17 protein-coding genes are annotated in these 14124 nt (G+C 52.2%); 5 read left to right on the top strand and 12 right to left on the bottom strand.

The window, feature by feature from the left end; all coding sequences use genetic code 11:
• Positions 1-46: 46 nt before the first annotated feature.
• Together FEK50_RS17515 and FEK50_RS17510 are read left to right on the top strand one after the other, a co-directional pair.
• The gene (locus FEK50_RS17515) at positions 47-340 is read left to right on the top strand and encodes a DUF1778 domain-containing protein (RefSeq protein WP_130205535.1); all 294 of its coding nucleotides are present in this window, start codon (positions 47-49) and stop codon (positions 338-340) included.
• Positions 337-828: a GNAT family N-acetyltransferase gene (locus tag FEK50_RS17510; protein WP_131162245.1), complete on the top strand. Its 492-nt coding sequence runs from the start codon at positions 337-339 to the stop codon at positions 826-828. The genes FEK50_RS17515 and FEK50_RS17510 overlap by 4 nt, the downstream gene beginning before the upstream one ends.
• 98 nt (positions 829-926) lie before the next feature.
• Here the strand turns inward: FEK50_RS17510 and flgL are convergent, their stop codons facing one another.
• The 11 genes from flgL to flgB form a co-directional block, all read right to left on the bottom strand.
• The gene (gene flgL / locus FEK50_RS17505) at positions 927-1880 is read right to left on the bottom strand and encodes a flagellar hook-associated protein FlgL (RefSeq protein ID WP_131162246.1); all 954 of its coding nucleotides are present in this window, start codon (positions 1878-1880) and stop codon (positions 927-929) included.
• A gap of 11 nt (positions 1881-1891) precedes the next feature.
• Positions 1892-3535: a flagellar hook-associated protein FlgK gene (flgK, locus tag FEK50_RS17500; protein ID WP_131162247.1), complete on the bottom strand. Its 1644-nt coding sequence runs from the start codon at positions 3533-3535 to the stop codon at positions 1892-1894.
• 65 nt (positions 3536-3600) lie between these two features.
• Positions 3601-4542: a flagellar assembly peptidoglycan hydrolase FlgJ gene (flgJ, locus tag FEK50_RS17495; protein WP_131162248.1), complete on the bottom strand. Its 942-nt coding sequence runs from the start codon at positions 4540-4542 to the stop codon at positions 3601-3603.
• Entirely contained in the window at positions 4542-5639 is a 1098-nt protein-coding gene (gene flgI, locus FEK50_RS17490; RefSeq protein ID WP_130205525.1) for a flagellar basal body P-ring protein FlgI, read from the bottom strand. The genes flgJ and flgI overlap by 1 nt, the downstream gene beginning before the upstream one ends.
• 11 nt (positions 5640-5650) lie before the next feature.
• Positions 5651-6346, bottom strand: coding sequence for a flagellar basal body L-ring protein FlgH (gene flgH, locus FEK50_RS17485; protein WP_130222889.1), 696 nt, complete (start codon positions 6344-6346; stop codon positions 5651-5653).
• Positions 6347-6389: 43 nt separating this feature from the next.
• Positions 6390-7172, bottom strand: coding sequence for a flagellar basal-body rod protein FlgG (gene flgG, locus FEK50_RS17480; RefSeq protein WP_096854329.1), 783 nt, complete (start codon positions 7170-7172; stop codon positions 6390-6392).
• 171 nt (positions 7173-7343) lie between these two features.
• On the bottom strand, positions 7344-8099 hold the full coding sequence (gene flgF, locus FEK50_RS17475) for a flagellar basal-body rod protein FlgF (RefSeq protein ID WP_131162249.1): 756 nt from the start codon (positions 8097-8099) through the stop codon (positions 7344-7346).
• Between the two features lie 19 nt (positions 8100-8118).
• Positions 8119-9324, bottom strand: coding sequence for a flagellar hook protein FlgE (gene flgE, locus FEK50_RS17470; protein ID WP_131162250.1), 1206 nt, complete (start codon positions 9322-9324; stop codon positions 8119-8121).
• Between the two features lie 24 nt (positions 9325-9348).
• Positions 9349-10044: a flagellar hook assembly protein FlgD gene (gene flgD / locus FEK50_RS17465; RefSeq protein ID WP_064528545.1), complete on the bottom strand. Its 696-nt coding sequence runs from the start codon at positions 10042-10044 to the stop codon at positions 9349-9351.
• Positions 10045-10055: 11 nt separating this feature from the next.
• Complete coding sequence (gene flgC, locus FEK50_RS17460) at positions 10056-10460, bottom strand: flagellar basal body rod protein FlgC (protein WP_131162251.1); 405 nt, start codon at positions 10458-10460, stop codon at positions 10056-10058.
• 3 nt (positions 10461-10463) lie between these two features.
• The gene (gene flgB, locus FEK50_RS17455; RefSeq protein WP_130216143.1) at positions 10464-10880 is read right to left on the bottom strand and encodes a flagellar basal body rod protein FlgB; all 417 of its coding nucleotides are present in this window, start codon (positions 10878-10880) and stop codon (positions 10464-10466) included.
• Positions 10881-11033: 153 nt separating this feature from the next.
• Here flgB and flgA point away from each other — a divergent pair, with 153 nt between their 5' ends.
• From flgA to flgN, 3 genes are all read left to right on the top strand, one after another.
• Entirely contained in the window at positions 11034-11693 is a 660-nt protein-coding gene (flgA, locus tag FEK50_RS17450; protein WP_130259668.1) for a flagellar basal body P-ring formation chaperone FlgA, read from the top strand.
• Between the two features lie 74 nt (positions 11694-11767).
• Positions 11768-12061, top strand: coding sequence for a flagellar biosynthesis anti-sigma factor FlgM (gene flgM / locus FEK50_RS17445; protein ID WP_130205511.1), 294 nt, complete (start codon positions 11768-11770; stop codon positions 12059-12061).
• A gap of 4 nt (positions 12062-12065) precedes the next feature.
• Positions 12066-12482, top strand: coding sequence for a flagella biosynthesis chaperone FlgN (gene flgN, locus FEK50_RS17440; RefSeq protein WP_130205509.1), 417 nt, complete (start codon positions 12066-12068; stop codon positions 12480-12482).
• Positions 12483-12521: 39 nt separating this feature from the next.
• On the opposite strand, the gene murJ is transcribed toward flgN, so the two are convergent.
• Positions 12522-14057 (bottom strand): murein biosynthesis integral membrane protein MurJ, encoded by a 1536-nt coding sequence (murJ, locus tag FEK50_RS17435; protein ID WP_130205507.1) that lies wholly within the window; start codon positions 14055-14057, stop codon positions 12522-12524.
• Positions 14058-14124 lie beyond the last annotated feature (67 nt).

The raw sequence follows: 14124 nt of genomic DNA, 5'->3' as shown, positions 1-14124 counted from the left end.
CATATGTTGTATAATTATTATCCATATAAAGCTGAAGGATTTTTTTATGCCAGCCGCCAACAACATTCCAGCCAGGCGCGAATCTTTAAATCTGCGCATAAAACCCGCAGAACGCGATCTTATCGACCGGGCCGCTAAAGCCCGAGGAAAAAATCGCACCGAATTTGTCCTTGAGGCCGCCAGAGCCGCAGCTGAAGAGGCGCTCATTGAGCAGCGAATTTTCAGGATGGATTCTGATGATTATCAGCTATTTTTGAATCGGCTGGATCAGCCACCCGCGCCCAATTCTGCATTACGCAAAACCATGCAAACACCCGCGCCGTGGGAACAGAAAAAATGATTCAGGCCCCCGAACCACTCCAGGCAAAGCATCAATTCACCTATTTTTGCTCGGGGGTAGAAACGATGGATAACTGGCTAAAGCAGAGGGCCCTAAAAAATCAGCTTGCAGGTGCATCACGTACATTTGTTGGCTGTGATACTCATAGCAACGTTTTGGCTTATTATTCGCTTGCCTCAAGCGCCGTCGAAATGCATGTCGCAACAGGACGATTTCGCCGTAATATGCCAGAACCGATCCCTGTTGTAGTACTTGGTCGTTTGGCAATAGATAAATCATTACAGGGTCAGGGTATCGGTCGCGCGATGGTCAGAGATGCCGGTCTACGAGTACTACAGGCAGCTGAAGTCATTGGTATTCGCGGAATGTTGGTCCATGCGTTATCAGACCAGGCCCGCGAATTTTATCTGCGAGTGGGTTTTGAGCCGTCACCTGTCGATTCTATGATACTGATGGCAACATTGGCTGATTTGCAGGCATGTCTGTAATAGTTCTTTATGCCTCATAGCAAAAAAATGCCCGCCCCGGCGATCCCAGAGCAGGCAGACAAAACATACCCAGTTTCAAGATATGCTTAAAAACGAGCTTATTTGTTGAGCTGGAAAAGCGACAATCCTTGCATATCTGTAAACGCTTTGTACGACGCCTGCAACGCCGTTTGCTGCATGATGTAAGATGAAATAGTCGCATTCCAGTCCACATCAACCAGATCGCTCATCTGCTGCGTTTGCCCTAAAGCGCGATCGCTACCTAATGAATCCAGCGACTCCAGTTCATTCAGTTGCGTGCCGAGTTCCGCGCGTACGGTCAGGACATTATTCAGTGAGTTTTTCAGACCACGGTTGGTTTTATCCAATGCCGCAGCGGCGGTTTCTTTATCCGCTTCGCTATCTGCGACTGGCGTTTTTAGCGCCGCGATGGCGCTATCCAGCATAGCAAACAGGTTAGTTTCAGAATCGCTACCGTCAGGTTCCGCTACCGCGTTGCTGGTGATGCTGTTGAAAATTTTGTCACCTGTATGCCCTATCACCATTGAGCGAGAGGCATCGACCTGCTGCTTAATACTTTCTGTTCCGCCGACATAATCACCGTCAACCTCACTAAACGGCGCGGATTCTGTTTTATAACCGGCAAAAATGTAACGCCCGTTCCCATCCGTGGTATTCGCCAGGTTTAACAACTGGTCGCGAATCCCCTGAATATCCGTTGCCAACGATGCCCGGTCATCATCACTTAACGTGCCGTTGCTGGCATAAACAATTTTTTCCTGGGCATTCTGGATTGCCGTCGTCACCTGGCCAAGCACGCTTTCTTCCAGCGACACCTTTTGGGTCGCGAAAGTCCGCGCCAGTGTGTACTGGCTGTTTTGCGCCTGCGCCTGGGAGAGAACCACGGCTTGTGATGCTGCAATGGGATCGTCAGAAGGGTTAACGACTCGCTTACCCGTCGACATCTGTTCGCCGTACTTCATCCATTCCGCCTGAGAATTGGTGATACCGCGCATATTTTGCTGGTACATCATCTGGGTACTGAAACGCATCTTATCTCCCCTTAGCGAATGTTAATCAGCGCATCAAAAATGGCATTCGCCGTCTGCAGAACCTGGGCATTGGCCAGATAATACTGCTGAAAACGTTGCAGATTGCCGTACTCTTCGTCGAGATTGACGCCAGAGATAGACTGCTGCTGATTAGAAAGTTGCGTCACCACATTACTTTGAGTCGTGCTGCTGGTTTTCAACGTAGTGGTTTTATTCCCGATATCGCTAACCAACGAGGCATAGGCATCGTTAAAGGATTTCCCCCCGCCGACCGTTTTGCCATTAGTTTGCAAATCCAGCAGCGCCTGACCATTGCGGTTGTCGCTTTCACCGGCAGTTTCGTCGCTTGCCATGGCGATCTTCGCTTCGTCAGTGATTAGTACATCCATATTGACGATGGCATCGCTTACCGGTTTCAAGGTGAAGCTGTCGTTTGGTTTTGGCGTTCCGGTGAAGGTTAGTTCCAGACCATCAAATGAGACTTTACCGTCGGCATCCGGCACCACCGTAAAAGTGGTATTGCTGGCCAGACGGGTGACCTGCCACTGATTATCTTTGAACGAGATTTTGTAATCTGTCGCCAGCACAGCGGAACTATCGGTTACCGTAGCACCGATCGCGGAGCTTCCTTTGTTTTTGCTATTTTCCAGAACAGCGGGCTTACCAATAGCAAAGAAATCCTCCCCTTCTTTACCATTGGCATCATACCCCTTGTTATGTTGGGCATTGAAAGCCTCGGCAAATGCCAGCGCCAGTTGCCCGAGCGTATTGCGCGTCTGATCAAGATCCTGAGAACGAAATGTCAGAATGCCGCCCAGCGACCCCGTATTCAGCAATTTCTCCGGGATCTCGATATTTTCCGCCGTCCCATCAACATAAGCGACTGTCGTACGAGAAGGATCGGCACTGGATGGGACTGCTGCAAGCTGACGTGCCGAACTGCCTTGAACCAGCGAATACCCATTGGCCATGGTGATATTGTAAGTACCGCCATCCTGAACACTGACCTCAACACCAACGATCTGGTTTAATTCACTCACCAGTTGATCGCGTTGATCAAGGAGATCGTTGGGTGAAGCCCCTGCTCCCACACCTGTTAAACGGGAGATCTGATCGTTCAGGCTGGCGATTTGTTTGGCATAATTATTGATCTGGTCAACGCTGGCACCTATCGCGATATTGACCTGTTTGTCCTGGTCGCGCAGATACTGGTCGGTGGTTTTAAACTGATTTACCAGACCTTCCGCCTTGCCAATCAGCGCCTGCCGCGCAGCCGGATCCTCTGCGTTACTGACCAACGTTTGCAAACTGGTAAAGAAGTCCTGCATTTGCGTTGCCAGCGACGTGGTGCTGCCAGAGAGCATATTGTCGATTTTCGACATTTGCTCATAACGGGAAGTCAGGCCGCTACTCTGGGTCTGGGCCGCACGTAACTGATTGGTAATAAACGCATCGTATTCACGTTGCACGCCAGAAACATAAACGCCATTGCCTCCCCAACCGCCCGCACCTAACGTACTGTTAGCCTGCGCCATAATGGTGGTTTGTCGGGTATATCCGGCAACGTTATAGCTGGAAATATTATTACTCGCCGTATTTAACGCCGCCTGGGCAGCGTTAAGTCCGCTCATGGCGTTATTAATCAAGCTGGACATGGAGGTTCCTTGTAAGCCTTCAATTACCAAGCATTATCGGCAGACACCCGCCGGACTTGAATTATTCAGAACAGATTATCGATACTCATACTGTAGGTTTTGCTCACCTTGTCGCTTACCGATTTCAATTGCTGAATCATATTGGTGAGTTTGCGGGCATATTCAGGATCGGTGGCATAACCTGCATCCTGTAATGCCTGCGCCCCCTGCTCGGCGCTGGCAGCGCGAGTCACGGCGGCGTAGCGTGGATTACGGGTTAACAGCCCAACGTAATCTGACAATGCTTCGAAATAAGAACTGTAAACACGAAACTTCGCCTTTACTTTCTTCGCTTCGCCGTTTTCATATTCGGTGGTAGTGATTTCAGTAACTGGCCCTTTCCAGTTACCTGACGCTTTTACACCAAACACGTTGTAGCTCGGCTCGCCATTTTCGCGACGAATTTGTCGTTGTCCCCAGCCGGATTCCAGCGCAGCCTGGGCGAGAATCAGATGATGTGGCACACCGCTTTGCTGGCTTGCCAATTGAGCTGGCTGCGAGAGCTGTGCAAGGAACGCTTTGCTGTCACCAGGCAACAAAGCATCGAAATTGTGCGGTAAAGCTTTTTGCACCATCTGCTTGAGCGCTTTATTTTGAAAACTCATCACTGTTTCAAGTGGGAATTTCATCGGTCCGGCAGGCATTTCTTCTGCTGGCAATGGCTGCTCTGGCGTCATCTGTTTTACCATCATCTCCGCAAGTCCCAGACCTTTGCCTGCTGTCATCTGTTGGGCTATCTGCTGGTCATACATGCTGGTGTAGAGCCGGGTATTCTCGCTGCTGAACATGCCATCTTTCGGTAAGGCTTCACGCATGCTTTTTAGCATCATCTGCACAAACATCCCTTCCACCTGGCGAGCTACCGGGCGAATATTTGCTGCTGGATCTTCGCCCGCTTTCGCTTTCAGATCGTTAAGTGATTGTGCATCCCAGGCGGCGCTCGCCAGCAGCTTGCTGTCGCTAATCATCAGATGATTTCCAGTTTTGCCCGCAGACATCCCGCGCTTTGCATAGATTGCAGTATGGACATTAAATCCATCGGGGTGGCTCCCAAGGCGTTGAGCGCGCGCACTACGTTATTGAGGCTGGCACTGGAACGCACGCTTTGCAGCGAACCGCCGCTCTGGCGTAAGTCGATCTGCGTTTGTGGCGTTACCACGGTCTGTCCGCCGCCAAACGGTGTATCTGGTTGGCTGACATTGGCCTGACGATTTACCGTAACCGAGAGATTGCCCTGCGCCACCGCGCAGCTGTCGAGGGTCACTTCACGATTCATCACCACCGAACCGGTGCGCGAGTTAATCACGACTTTGGCGTCCTGCGGGGTGACATTGACCTGCATATTCTGGATATCGGCAAGGAAACGCACCTGGGAACTATTACCGCTCGGCACACGTACCTGAATAGTTCGGGCATCTAACGCCGTGGCACTGCCGAATCCTCGGGTGCGGTTGATGGTATCGGCGATCTGCTGCGCCATCGCGAAGTCTTCGTCATTTAGCTGCAAATTGAGGGTATTGCCAGTGCCGAATTGGCTGGGCAATTCGCGCTCAATAATCGCACCGTTGGTGATCCGCCCGCCATTCAGTTGGTTAACCTGAACGCTGCTACCTCCCGCTGATGCCCCCGCGCCACCGACCAGAATATTGCCCTGCGCCAGCGCATAAACCTGGCTGTCGACGCCCTTAAGCGGTGTCATCAACAACGTACCGCCACGTAAGCTTTTGGCATTACCCATGGAAGAAACCACCACATCGATGGTTTGCCCCTGGCGTCCAAACGGCGGAAGTGACGCTGTCACCATCACCGCAGCGACGTTTTTTAGCTGCATATTGGTGCCAGTCGGAACGGTAATTCCCAACTGTGAGAGCATGTTATTAAGCGTTTGAGTGGTAAACGGCGTCTGGGTCGTCTGGTCGCCCGTACCGTCAAGGCCAACAACAAGGCCATAACCAATCAGCGAGTTTTGCCGTACGCCCTGTACGCTGGTGAGATCGCGAATGCGGTCAGCCTGAGCAACGGTCGCTACCAGCAGAAGAATGAATACAGAGAGAAATTTAATCACCACAGCCTCACTTACATTGGCGACAGGTTAAGGAAGAAACGCTGTAACCAGCCCATGTTTTGTGCTTCGTTAATGTAGCCATTGCCAACGTACTCAATGCGCGCGTCTGCCACCTGGGTTGACGGTACAGTGTTGCTGCCACTGATGGTGCGTGGATTGACCACGCCGGAGAAACGAATAAATTCCGTACCCTGATTAATGGCTATCTGTTTTTCGCCCACCACATGCAGGTTGCCGTTGACCAGCACCTGATCAACCGTCACGGTCAAGGTGCCGCTAAAGGTATTGCTGGCATTTGCCCCGCCTTTACCATTGAAGCTATTACCGCCAGAGGCATCGACGTCGGCACGGGCATTACCAAACAGCCCCTGCAAATAGCGCGGCACAGTATCAAACCCGAAGTTGGTTTTTCCGTCGCGGCTGGCATTAGCAGACGAACTCTTGCTGGCGCTGACGTTTTCCTGCAACACAATAGTCAGCGTATCGCCGATATTGCGTGGTCGGCGATCTTCAAATAACGGCTGATAGCCATAATTAATCGGCTGGGCAGACTGAAAAATGGAACCATTGGCGACGGGCGTCGGGCCGGGTACAGGTTGTGCCGTGGTCACCCCCTGCACCAGCGGGGTAGACGGGATCCAGGCGCAGCCGGTCAGTGAAAGCACCAACAAGGTGGAAATGCCGTATTTTTTTCGCATGGCTATCATCTTCAAAAATCAATAAACCGGTAAGTTGCCCTACCGGTATGCTTTAGAGTTGCGTCAGTTTTTGCAGCATCTGGTCGGTGGTGGATACCGCTTTACTGTTGATTTCGTAGGCGCGCTGTACCTGAATCATGTTGACCAGTTCCTCCGCCACGTTGACGTTAGACGTTTCAACATATCCTTGATACAACAGCCCAGCGCCGTTCAGACCTGGCGTGCTTTCGTTCGGTGCGCCGGAGGATTGTGTTTCGGTGTAGAGGTTTTCGCCAATGCTCTCCAGGCCAGTGTCGTTCATAAACGTGGTCAGATTGAGTTGTCCAACCTGAACCGGAGCGGCCTGTCCTTGCTGGGTAACGCTGACCACGCCATCACGACCAATGGTAATGCTTAACGCATTCACCGGAATGGTGATTGCTGGCTGCACCTGAAAACCGCCCGCCGTCACCAGTTGCCCGTTCTGATCCACCTGGAAAGAGCCGTCGCGGGTATACGCTGATGAGCCATCCGGCAGCATGACCTGGAAAAAGCCCTGCCCTTTAATCGCCACATCTTTGCTGTTATTGGTTTGCGACAGGTTGCCCTGGCTGTGTAAGCGTTCAGTGGCGACCGGACGCACCCCCGTACCGATTTGTAACCCGGATGGCAAGGTAGTTTGTTCGGAAGACTGTGCGCCAGGCTGGCGAATGGTTTGATAAAGCAGATCTTCAAACACCGCCCGCTGGCGCTTGAAACCATTGGTACTGACGTTTGCCAGGTTGTTGGCAATGACGTCCATATTGGTTTGCTGGGCGTCAAGGCCCGTTTTGGCGATCCATAATGAACTGATCATAAAATGTCCTGTAGTGGATTGCTGACAAATCGCATATGTCTTCTTGCCGGATGCGGCGTAAACGCTTTATCCGGCCTACAAGAGCTCGCAAAATCAATAAATTGCGATTTATCCCGTAGGCCCGATAAGCTTGCGCTTCGGGCAACTTATGCTTGTCATTTATCCTTTCAATTAACTCATCGACAGCAGTTGGTTGGCGCGACCAGCGTTATCATCGACGCTGCTTATTACCTTCATCTGCATTTCAAAACGCCGCGCACTGGCAATCATGTCGCTCATTGCCGAAATGGCATTGACGTTGCTACCTTCCAGCACGCCCGACATCACCCGTAACGTTGGGTCAGCCTGTAACACCGGACCACGCGTGGCCTGACTTTCCACACTCAAACGAAAGATCCCGTCATCACCACGCTGCACTTCACTGCCCATGGCTTTCACCAGTTTCAACCGTCCTACTGGCGCAACGGTATTTGCCGGATCGCCCGGATTGAGCGCCGAAATGGTGCCATCGGCGGCGATAGTAATTTCCGCCCCTTCCGGCACGGCAATCGGCCCCGCCTCGCCAATCACCGGATACCCCTGAATCGTCAGTTGTCCACCGGGATCAACCTGAATGCTGCCATTACGCGTATACCCCTCGCTGCCGTCAGCGGTCTGCACGGCCAGCCAGCCATCCTGCTGCAACGCAACATCCAGGGGGCGCGAGGTGTAATCCATCTTGCCGGACGTCATATCTGCACCTGGCGTAGATGCCGTCACCAGAGTGCGTGTGGGCAGAGAAAGCCCTTCCACCGGCACTGCGCGCAAGGCGTTTAACTGCGCGCGAAAACCGGGCGTGGAGGCATTCGCCAGATTGCTGGCGGTCACCGCCTGTTGATTCAGCGTCTGGCTGGCGGCGCCCATCGCGGTATAGATTGCGTGATCCATCGAGCTATCCCGTCAGCAATTAGCGTAAGTTAACCAGCGTGTTGAGGATCTGGTCCTGAGTTTTGATGGTCTGGGCGTTAGACTGATAGTTACGCTGGGCGACAATCATATTGACCAGTTCTTTGCTGAGATCGACGTTGGACGCTTCCAGGGCGCCGTTGGTCAGTGCGCCAAAATTACCGGTCCCGGCGATTCCCAGCAGCGCGACACCAGAAGATTGCGTTGCAGACCAGACGTTGTCCCCCTCTGATGCCAGCCCTTCGTTGTTGGCAAAGTTGGCCAGCACAATCTGCCCCAGCAATTGGGTTTGTTCGTTCGAATAGTTCCCAACTACCGTGCCGTCATCGTTGATTTGATAACTCACCAGATCGCCCGGTTTGTAACCGTTCTGGGTGGTTGCCACAATATTGTTAGCGCCGGTGTTTTGCTGCATAGAGTTGAGGAAGCTGAGGGAGAATGTCGCAGGATCTGCGCCGTTAATCGCGCCAGTGGTAATATCCTTTGTTGGATCCGACGTCAGAAGACCATTGGCATCAAATTCCAGTGTTGTCGCTATCGTTGCAATGCTGTTTGGAGCACTACTATCCTGGGTGTAGACATACCAGGTATTATCTTGCGTCTTCACAAAGTAGACGCTCATGTCATGGGCATTACCCTGACTGTCATACACCGTTACCGAACCTTTTTTGTTATAGCTATCGGCATCACTGGCGCTGAATGGCGTAACGGTAGGAAGCGTATCACTGGAGTTAAGGTTAATCTGCATGGACGCCGTGGTCGTGGTCTTCGCCGCCATCAAGGTATTTGGAATCGAAATATTGCCCGGATTCGCCCCTTGCTGGATGGTCGGAGGCGTACCGGTTGCCGGATACCCAGTCAACTGTAAACCTTGCATATTCACAAGGTTACGGTTTTCATCCAGTTTGAATTGCCCGTTACGGCTGTAAAACACCGAACCGTTACTGTCTACCAGACGGAAAAAACCGTTCTGGCTGATAGCAACGTCCAGCCCACGACCAGTATTTGTGGTAGTGCCATCGGTAAAATCCTGAGTGATGCCTGCAACTTTCACCCCCAGTCCCACTTTCGAACCAGCAAACATATCAGCAAAAGAAGCCGTGCCGGATTTAAAGCCATAGGTGGCGGAGTTGGCGATATTGTTGCCAATGACATCGAGATTGGTGGCAGCAGCGTTTAATCCGCTAACCGCTTGAGAAAAGGCCATGACTGACTCCTGAAATGTGAAGGCTTAAATTATCTGCCGTACTTCGTCGAGGGTGGTGGTGCCGTAAGTGCCGAGATCCAGCGTGTTACCGTTATTGCCGCGAATCACGCCCTGTACCAGCGCAAACTGCAATGGCTGGGCAACCAACTGCGTACCGCCGTTGCTGGCACTAATTGCCACGTTATAAGAACCGTTCGGCGCGGTCGTACCATCGGTCAACGTGCCGTCCCAGGTGAAACTGTGGACTCCGGCGCTGAGCTCACCAATATCAATGGTGCGCACAACTGCGCCATTTTTATCGGTTATGGTTGCGGTCACTTTGTCTGCGGCCTGTTGCAGTTCAACACCAAACGGCGTGGTGGTGGTCACCGCCCCTTCTTCACTGCCAGTACCGGCAAGAATGGTGGTGCCGGGGATCATCACGCCGTGACCAATCAGGTTGCTGGCCTGTAGCGACTGGCTGTTATCAATCTGCCCGGAAATCGAACCGAGTGTGGTGTTGAGCTTTTCAATCCCGCTGACCGTGCTGATTTGCGCCAGTTGTGACGTCAGCTCGTTGTTTTCCATTGGATTGGTCGGATCCTGGTTTTTCAGTTGCGCCACCAGCAAAGTCAGAAAGCTGCTCTGTAAATCGGCGGCGTTACTGCCCGTAATCGAACTACTGCTGGTAGTGCTGACGCCGGTATTTGTCGGATCGGTGGTGGTTACCGCAATGGACATGACTTTCTCCTTTATTGACCGAGCGTGAGGGTTTTCAGCATCATGCTTTTCACCGTATTGAGTACTTCAACGTTGGCCTGATAGCTGCGCGACGCCGACATGGTGTTAACCATCTCGCCTACCACATCGACGTTTGGCATTTTCACGTAGCCCTTCGCGTCCGCCAGCGGATTACCCGGTTCATAGACCAGTTTGTCCGGGGCCTGGCTTTCAATCACGTCAGCCACGTTGACTCCGCCCGTCGCTGCCCCTGGCGCGGCGTTCACCTGGAACACCACCTGTTTTGCCCGATACGGCTGACCATCTGGCCCCGTCACGCTGTCGGCGTTGGCCAGGTTGCTGGCAGCCACGTTCAGACGCTGAGACTGAGCGGTTAACGCCGATCCGGCGATATCAAAAATATTCAGCAGTGCCATCCGTTAATTTCCGCTTTGTAATACGTTCATCATGCCTTTGATTTGTCCGCTCAACGCGCTAAGGCTCATCTGGTATTGCAGGCTGTTATCGGCAAACTGGGTGCGTTCGCGATCCATATCCACGGTATTGCCGTCCAGTGAAGGCTGGTCCGGAATACGGTATTGCAATTCTGTGGCAGGAGGTGACAACGCCTGTGCTGGAATATGCTGCGACGAGGTCAACGTCAGCGCGACCACGCTGGTTTCATCTCTCCCGCGCTGCATCACTTTTTTAAGTTCACTGGCAAAATCCATATCGCGCGCCTGATAACCAGGGGTATCGGCATTGGCGATATTTGCCGCCAGCACTTCCTGACGCTGGGCGCGCAGATTGAGTGCCTCTTGTTGAAAACGTAAGGCGGCGTCGAGCTTATCGAGCATATCTCCTCCGCAGATATCAAAATTCTGCCGTCAGCTTAAAGACTTTACGCGCGCGTTATCGGTGGAATAAAAGCAAAATGGGTTGCTATTTATGCCGTTGATGGTCATTGCGTACGGGTACAATTCAGGCTGTGAAAATAGCCGGGGGCAAAAATGCTGACAATAATGCGCTGTGTGGCGATCATCACGATGTTGTTCAGTCCACTTAGTGCGGCTGGCGATTTCCCCTCACAATTGCAAACCTTTTTCGTTGCACAACTAGCAGGGCTAAGTGATGAGGTCCACGTCTCTATTCGTACTGCACCCAATTTATTGCCGCCATGCGAACAGCCGCTGCTTTCCATGACTAATAACGCCCGCCTGTGGGGCAATGTGAATGTGCTGGCACGTTGTGGCAACGATAAGCATTACGTGCAAGTGAATGTACAGGCGACAGGGAATTATGTTGTTGCAGCAATGCCAGTTGTGCGTGGGGGAAAGCTTGACGCAGGCAGTGTAAAACTTAAACGTGGCAGACTGGATACACTACCGCCGCGTACCGTTCTGGATGCTAATCAACTGGTTGATGCGGTTAGCCTGCGCGATTTGGTCCCCGGACAACCTATACAGCTGACTATGCTGCGTCAGGCCTGGCGGGTAAAAGCAGGACAACGCGTTAACGTGATTGCCAGTGGCGATGGGTTCAGTGCAAATGCTGAAGGTCTGGCGCTGAATAACGCTTCCGTCGCGCAAAAAGCCCGCGTGAGAATGATATCGGGTCAGGTAGTCAGTGGCGTAGTGGATGCCGATGGGAATATTCTTATAAACCTGTAAGCTATTAAAGATTGCCCGTCCATTGCCGATAAATAAGCAACAAATGATAAAGCGCCCTCAATGAGGAATAAACCATGAGTATTGACCGCACTTCCCCCCTGAAGCCTGTAAGCACCGTTCAGCCACGTGAAACCAGTGACGCTCCGGTAGCCAATACCCGCGCAGCAAAAACGACGGCTACCGCCAGTACTAACGTCAAGTTAAGCGATGCGCAGGCAACACTGATGCAACCGGGCAGCAGTGATATCAATCTTGAACGCGTTGAAGCATTAAAATTGGCGATTCGTAATGGTGAACTAAAAATGGATGTCGGCAAAATTGCCGATGCGCTGATCAACGAAGTGCAACAAGATTTAATGAGTAAATAATCAGATGCCGCGTCTTGCTGAGATTCTCAACCAGATGTCTGTGGTGCTTAACGAGCTTAATATAGTGATGGTCCAGGAGCAGCAACATCTCTCTATGGGGCAGTTCACCGGTAGCCAGCTGCAACATATTACAGAACAAAAAAGCTCAATGCTGGCGACTCTGGATTACCTGGAACAGCTGCGTCGACAGGCACCGGATACAGAAATAAGTGAAGATATTGCGCAATGCTGGCAGGAAATCACCGAGAAAACGCAGCAATTGCGCCAGTTAAATCAGCATAACGGCTGGCTACTGGAAGGGCAGATTGAGCGCAATCAACAGGCACTGGAAATGCTGAAACCGCATCAGGAGCCGACACTGTACGGGGCGAACGGTCAGACCTCAACACCCTGGCGCGGTGGTAAAAAGATTTCTATTTGAAGATTTTCTCCGGCCTGCGATGCAGGCCGGAATTCTACGTTAAGCAGTACGACGAGCAAATTCTTTTACTTTGAAGCCCAACACGGCCAGTGCGGCAAAGTATGCTGCAATTCCCGCGACAACGACCGCCATCAAACGCAGTAAACGCCAGGGCATAGTGCCCAACGACCAGTCCGGCATAATATGCAACATGCCTAAAAGCACACCAGACATCACCAGAACCGCCACGAGTAAACGCAGCAGAAACGCAGTCCAGCCGGGTTGTGGGGTAAAGATTTTCTGCTTACGCAACTGCCAGTAAAGCAGCGAAGCATTCAGACACGCCGCCAGACCAATGGAAAGCGACAGTCCGGCATGTTTCAACGGGCCGATAAATGCAAGGTTCATCAATTGCGTCAAAATCAGCGTGACGATGGCAATTTTCACCGGCGTTTTAATGTCCTGCCGTGAATAAAAGCCCGGAGCCAGCACTTTCACCACAATCAGGCCAATCAAACCTACCGAGTAGGCAATTAACGCCCGCTGGGTCATCAGCGCATCAAAGGCGGTAAATTTACCGTACTGGAACAGCGAAACAGTTAACGGACCGGAGAGGATGCCCAGCGCCACCGCACTTGGCAGCGCCAGCAGGAAACAAAGACGCAGCCCCCAGTCCATCAGACGGTTGTATTCATCGTGATTACCACTGGCAAAACTTTTCGACAGCGACGGCAGCAAAATGGTCCCCAGCGCCACGCCCAGTACACCGGACGGAAACTCCATCAAACGGTCGGCATAATACATCCATGACACCGAGCCGGAGGCAAGAAATGAGGCAAAAATAGTGTTGATGATTAAGGAAATCTGGCTAACAGAGACGCCAAGAATCGCCGGCCCCATCTGTTTCACTACGCGCATCGCCCCGGCATCGTGGAAGTTAATGCGCGGCAATACCAACATGCCAATCTTCTTCAGATGCGGCAGCTGATAAACCAGTTGCAGGATGCCGCCCACCGTAACTGCCCACGCCAGCGCCAGCACGGGTGGATTAAAGTACGGCGCAGCAAACAGCGCAAAGCCAATCATGCTGATGTTGAGTAACGTTGGGGCAAATGCCGGAATCGAGAAACGGTTCCAGGTATTCAGAATTGCCCCCACCAGCGATGCCAGTGAAATCAATAAGATATAAGGAAAAGTAATCTGTAATAACTGGCTGGTAAGTGCGAATTTGTCGGCAGTATCCGCAAAGCCCGGCGCGGTTACCATGATCACCCACGGCGCGGCGAGCATGCCGGCGACCGTCACAACCGCCAGCGCCAGTGTCAGCAGACCAGAGACATAAGAGACAAAGACCCGCGTGGCGTCTTCGCCCTGCTTGCTTTTATATTCCGCCAGAATCGGCACGAAAGCCTGGGAGAATGCCCCTTCAGCAAAGATACGGCGTAACAAGTTAGGAAGTTTGAACGCGACAAAAAAGGCGTCGGTTGCCATCCCTGCGCCAAAGATTCTGGCGACAATAGCGTCGCGTGCGAAGCCAAGCACACGCGAAAACATGGTCATCGAGCTGACGGCGGCCAGCGATTTTAATAAATTCATCGGTGTTCTAATCCAGACCCACGGCAAAACGCCTGCAAGGCAGGCGCTGAAAGAGGCGAATAGTCTA

The organism is Escherichia sp. E2586 (genome assembly GCF_005781105.1).
Classification (GTDB): domain Bacteria; phylum Pseudomonadota; class Gammaproteobacteria; order Enterobacterales; family Enterobacteriaceae; genus Escherichia.
Note: the sequence above shows the minus strand (reverse complement) of the source record. Positions and strands in the feature narration are given on the sequence as shown.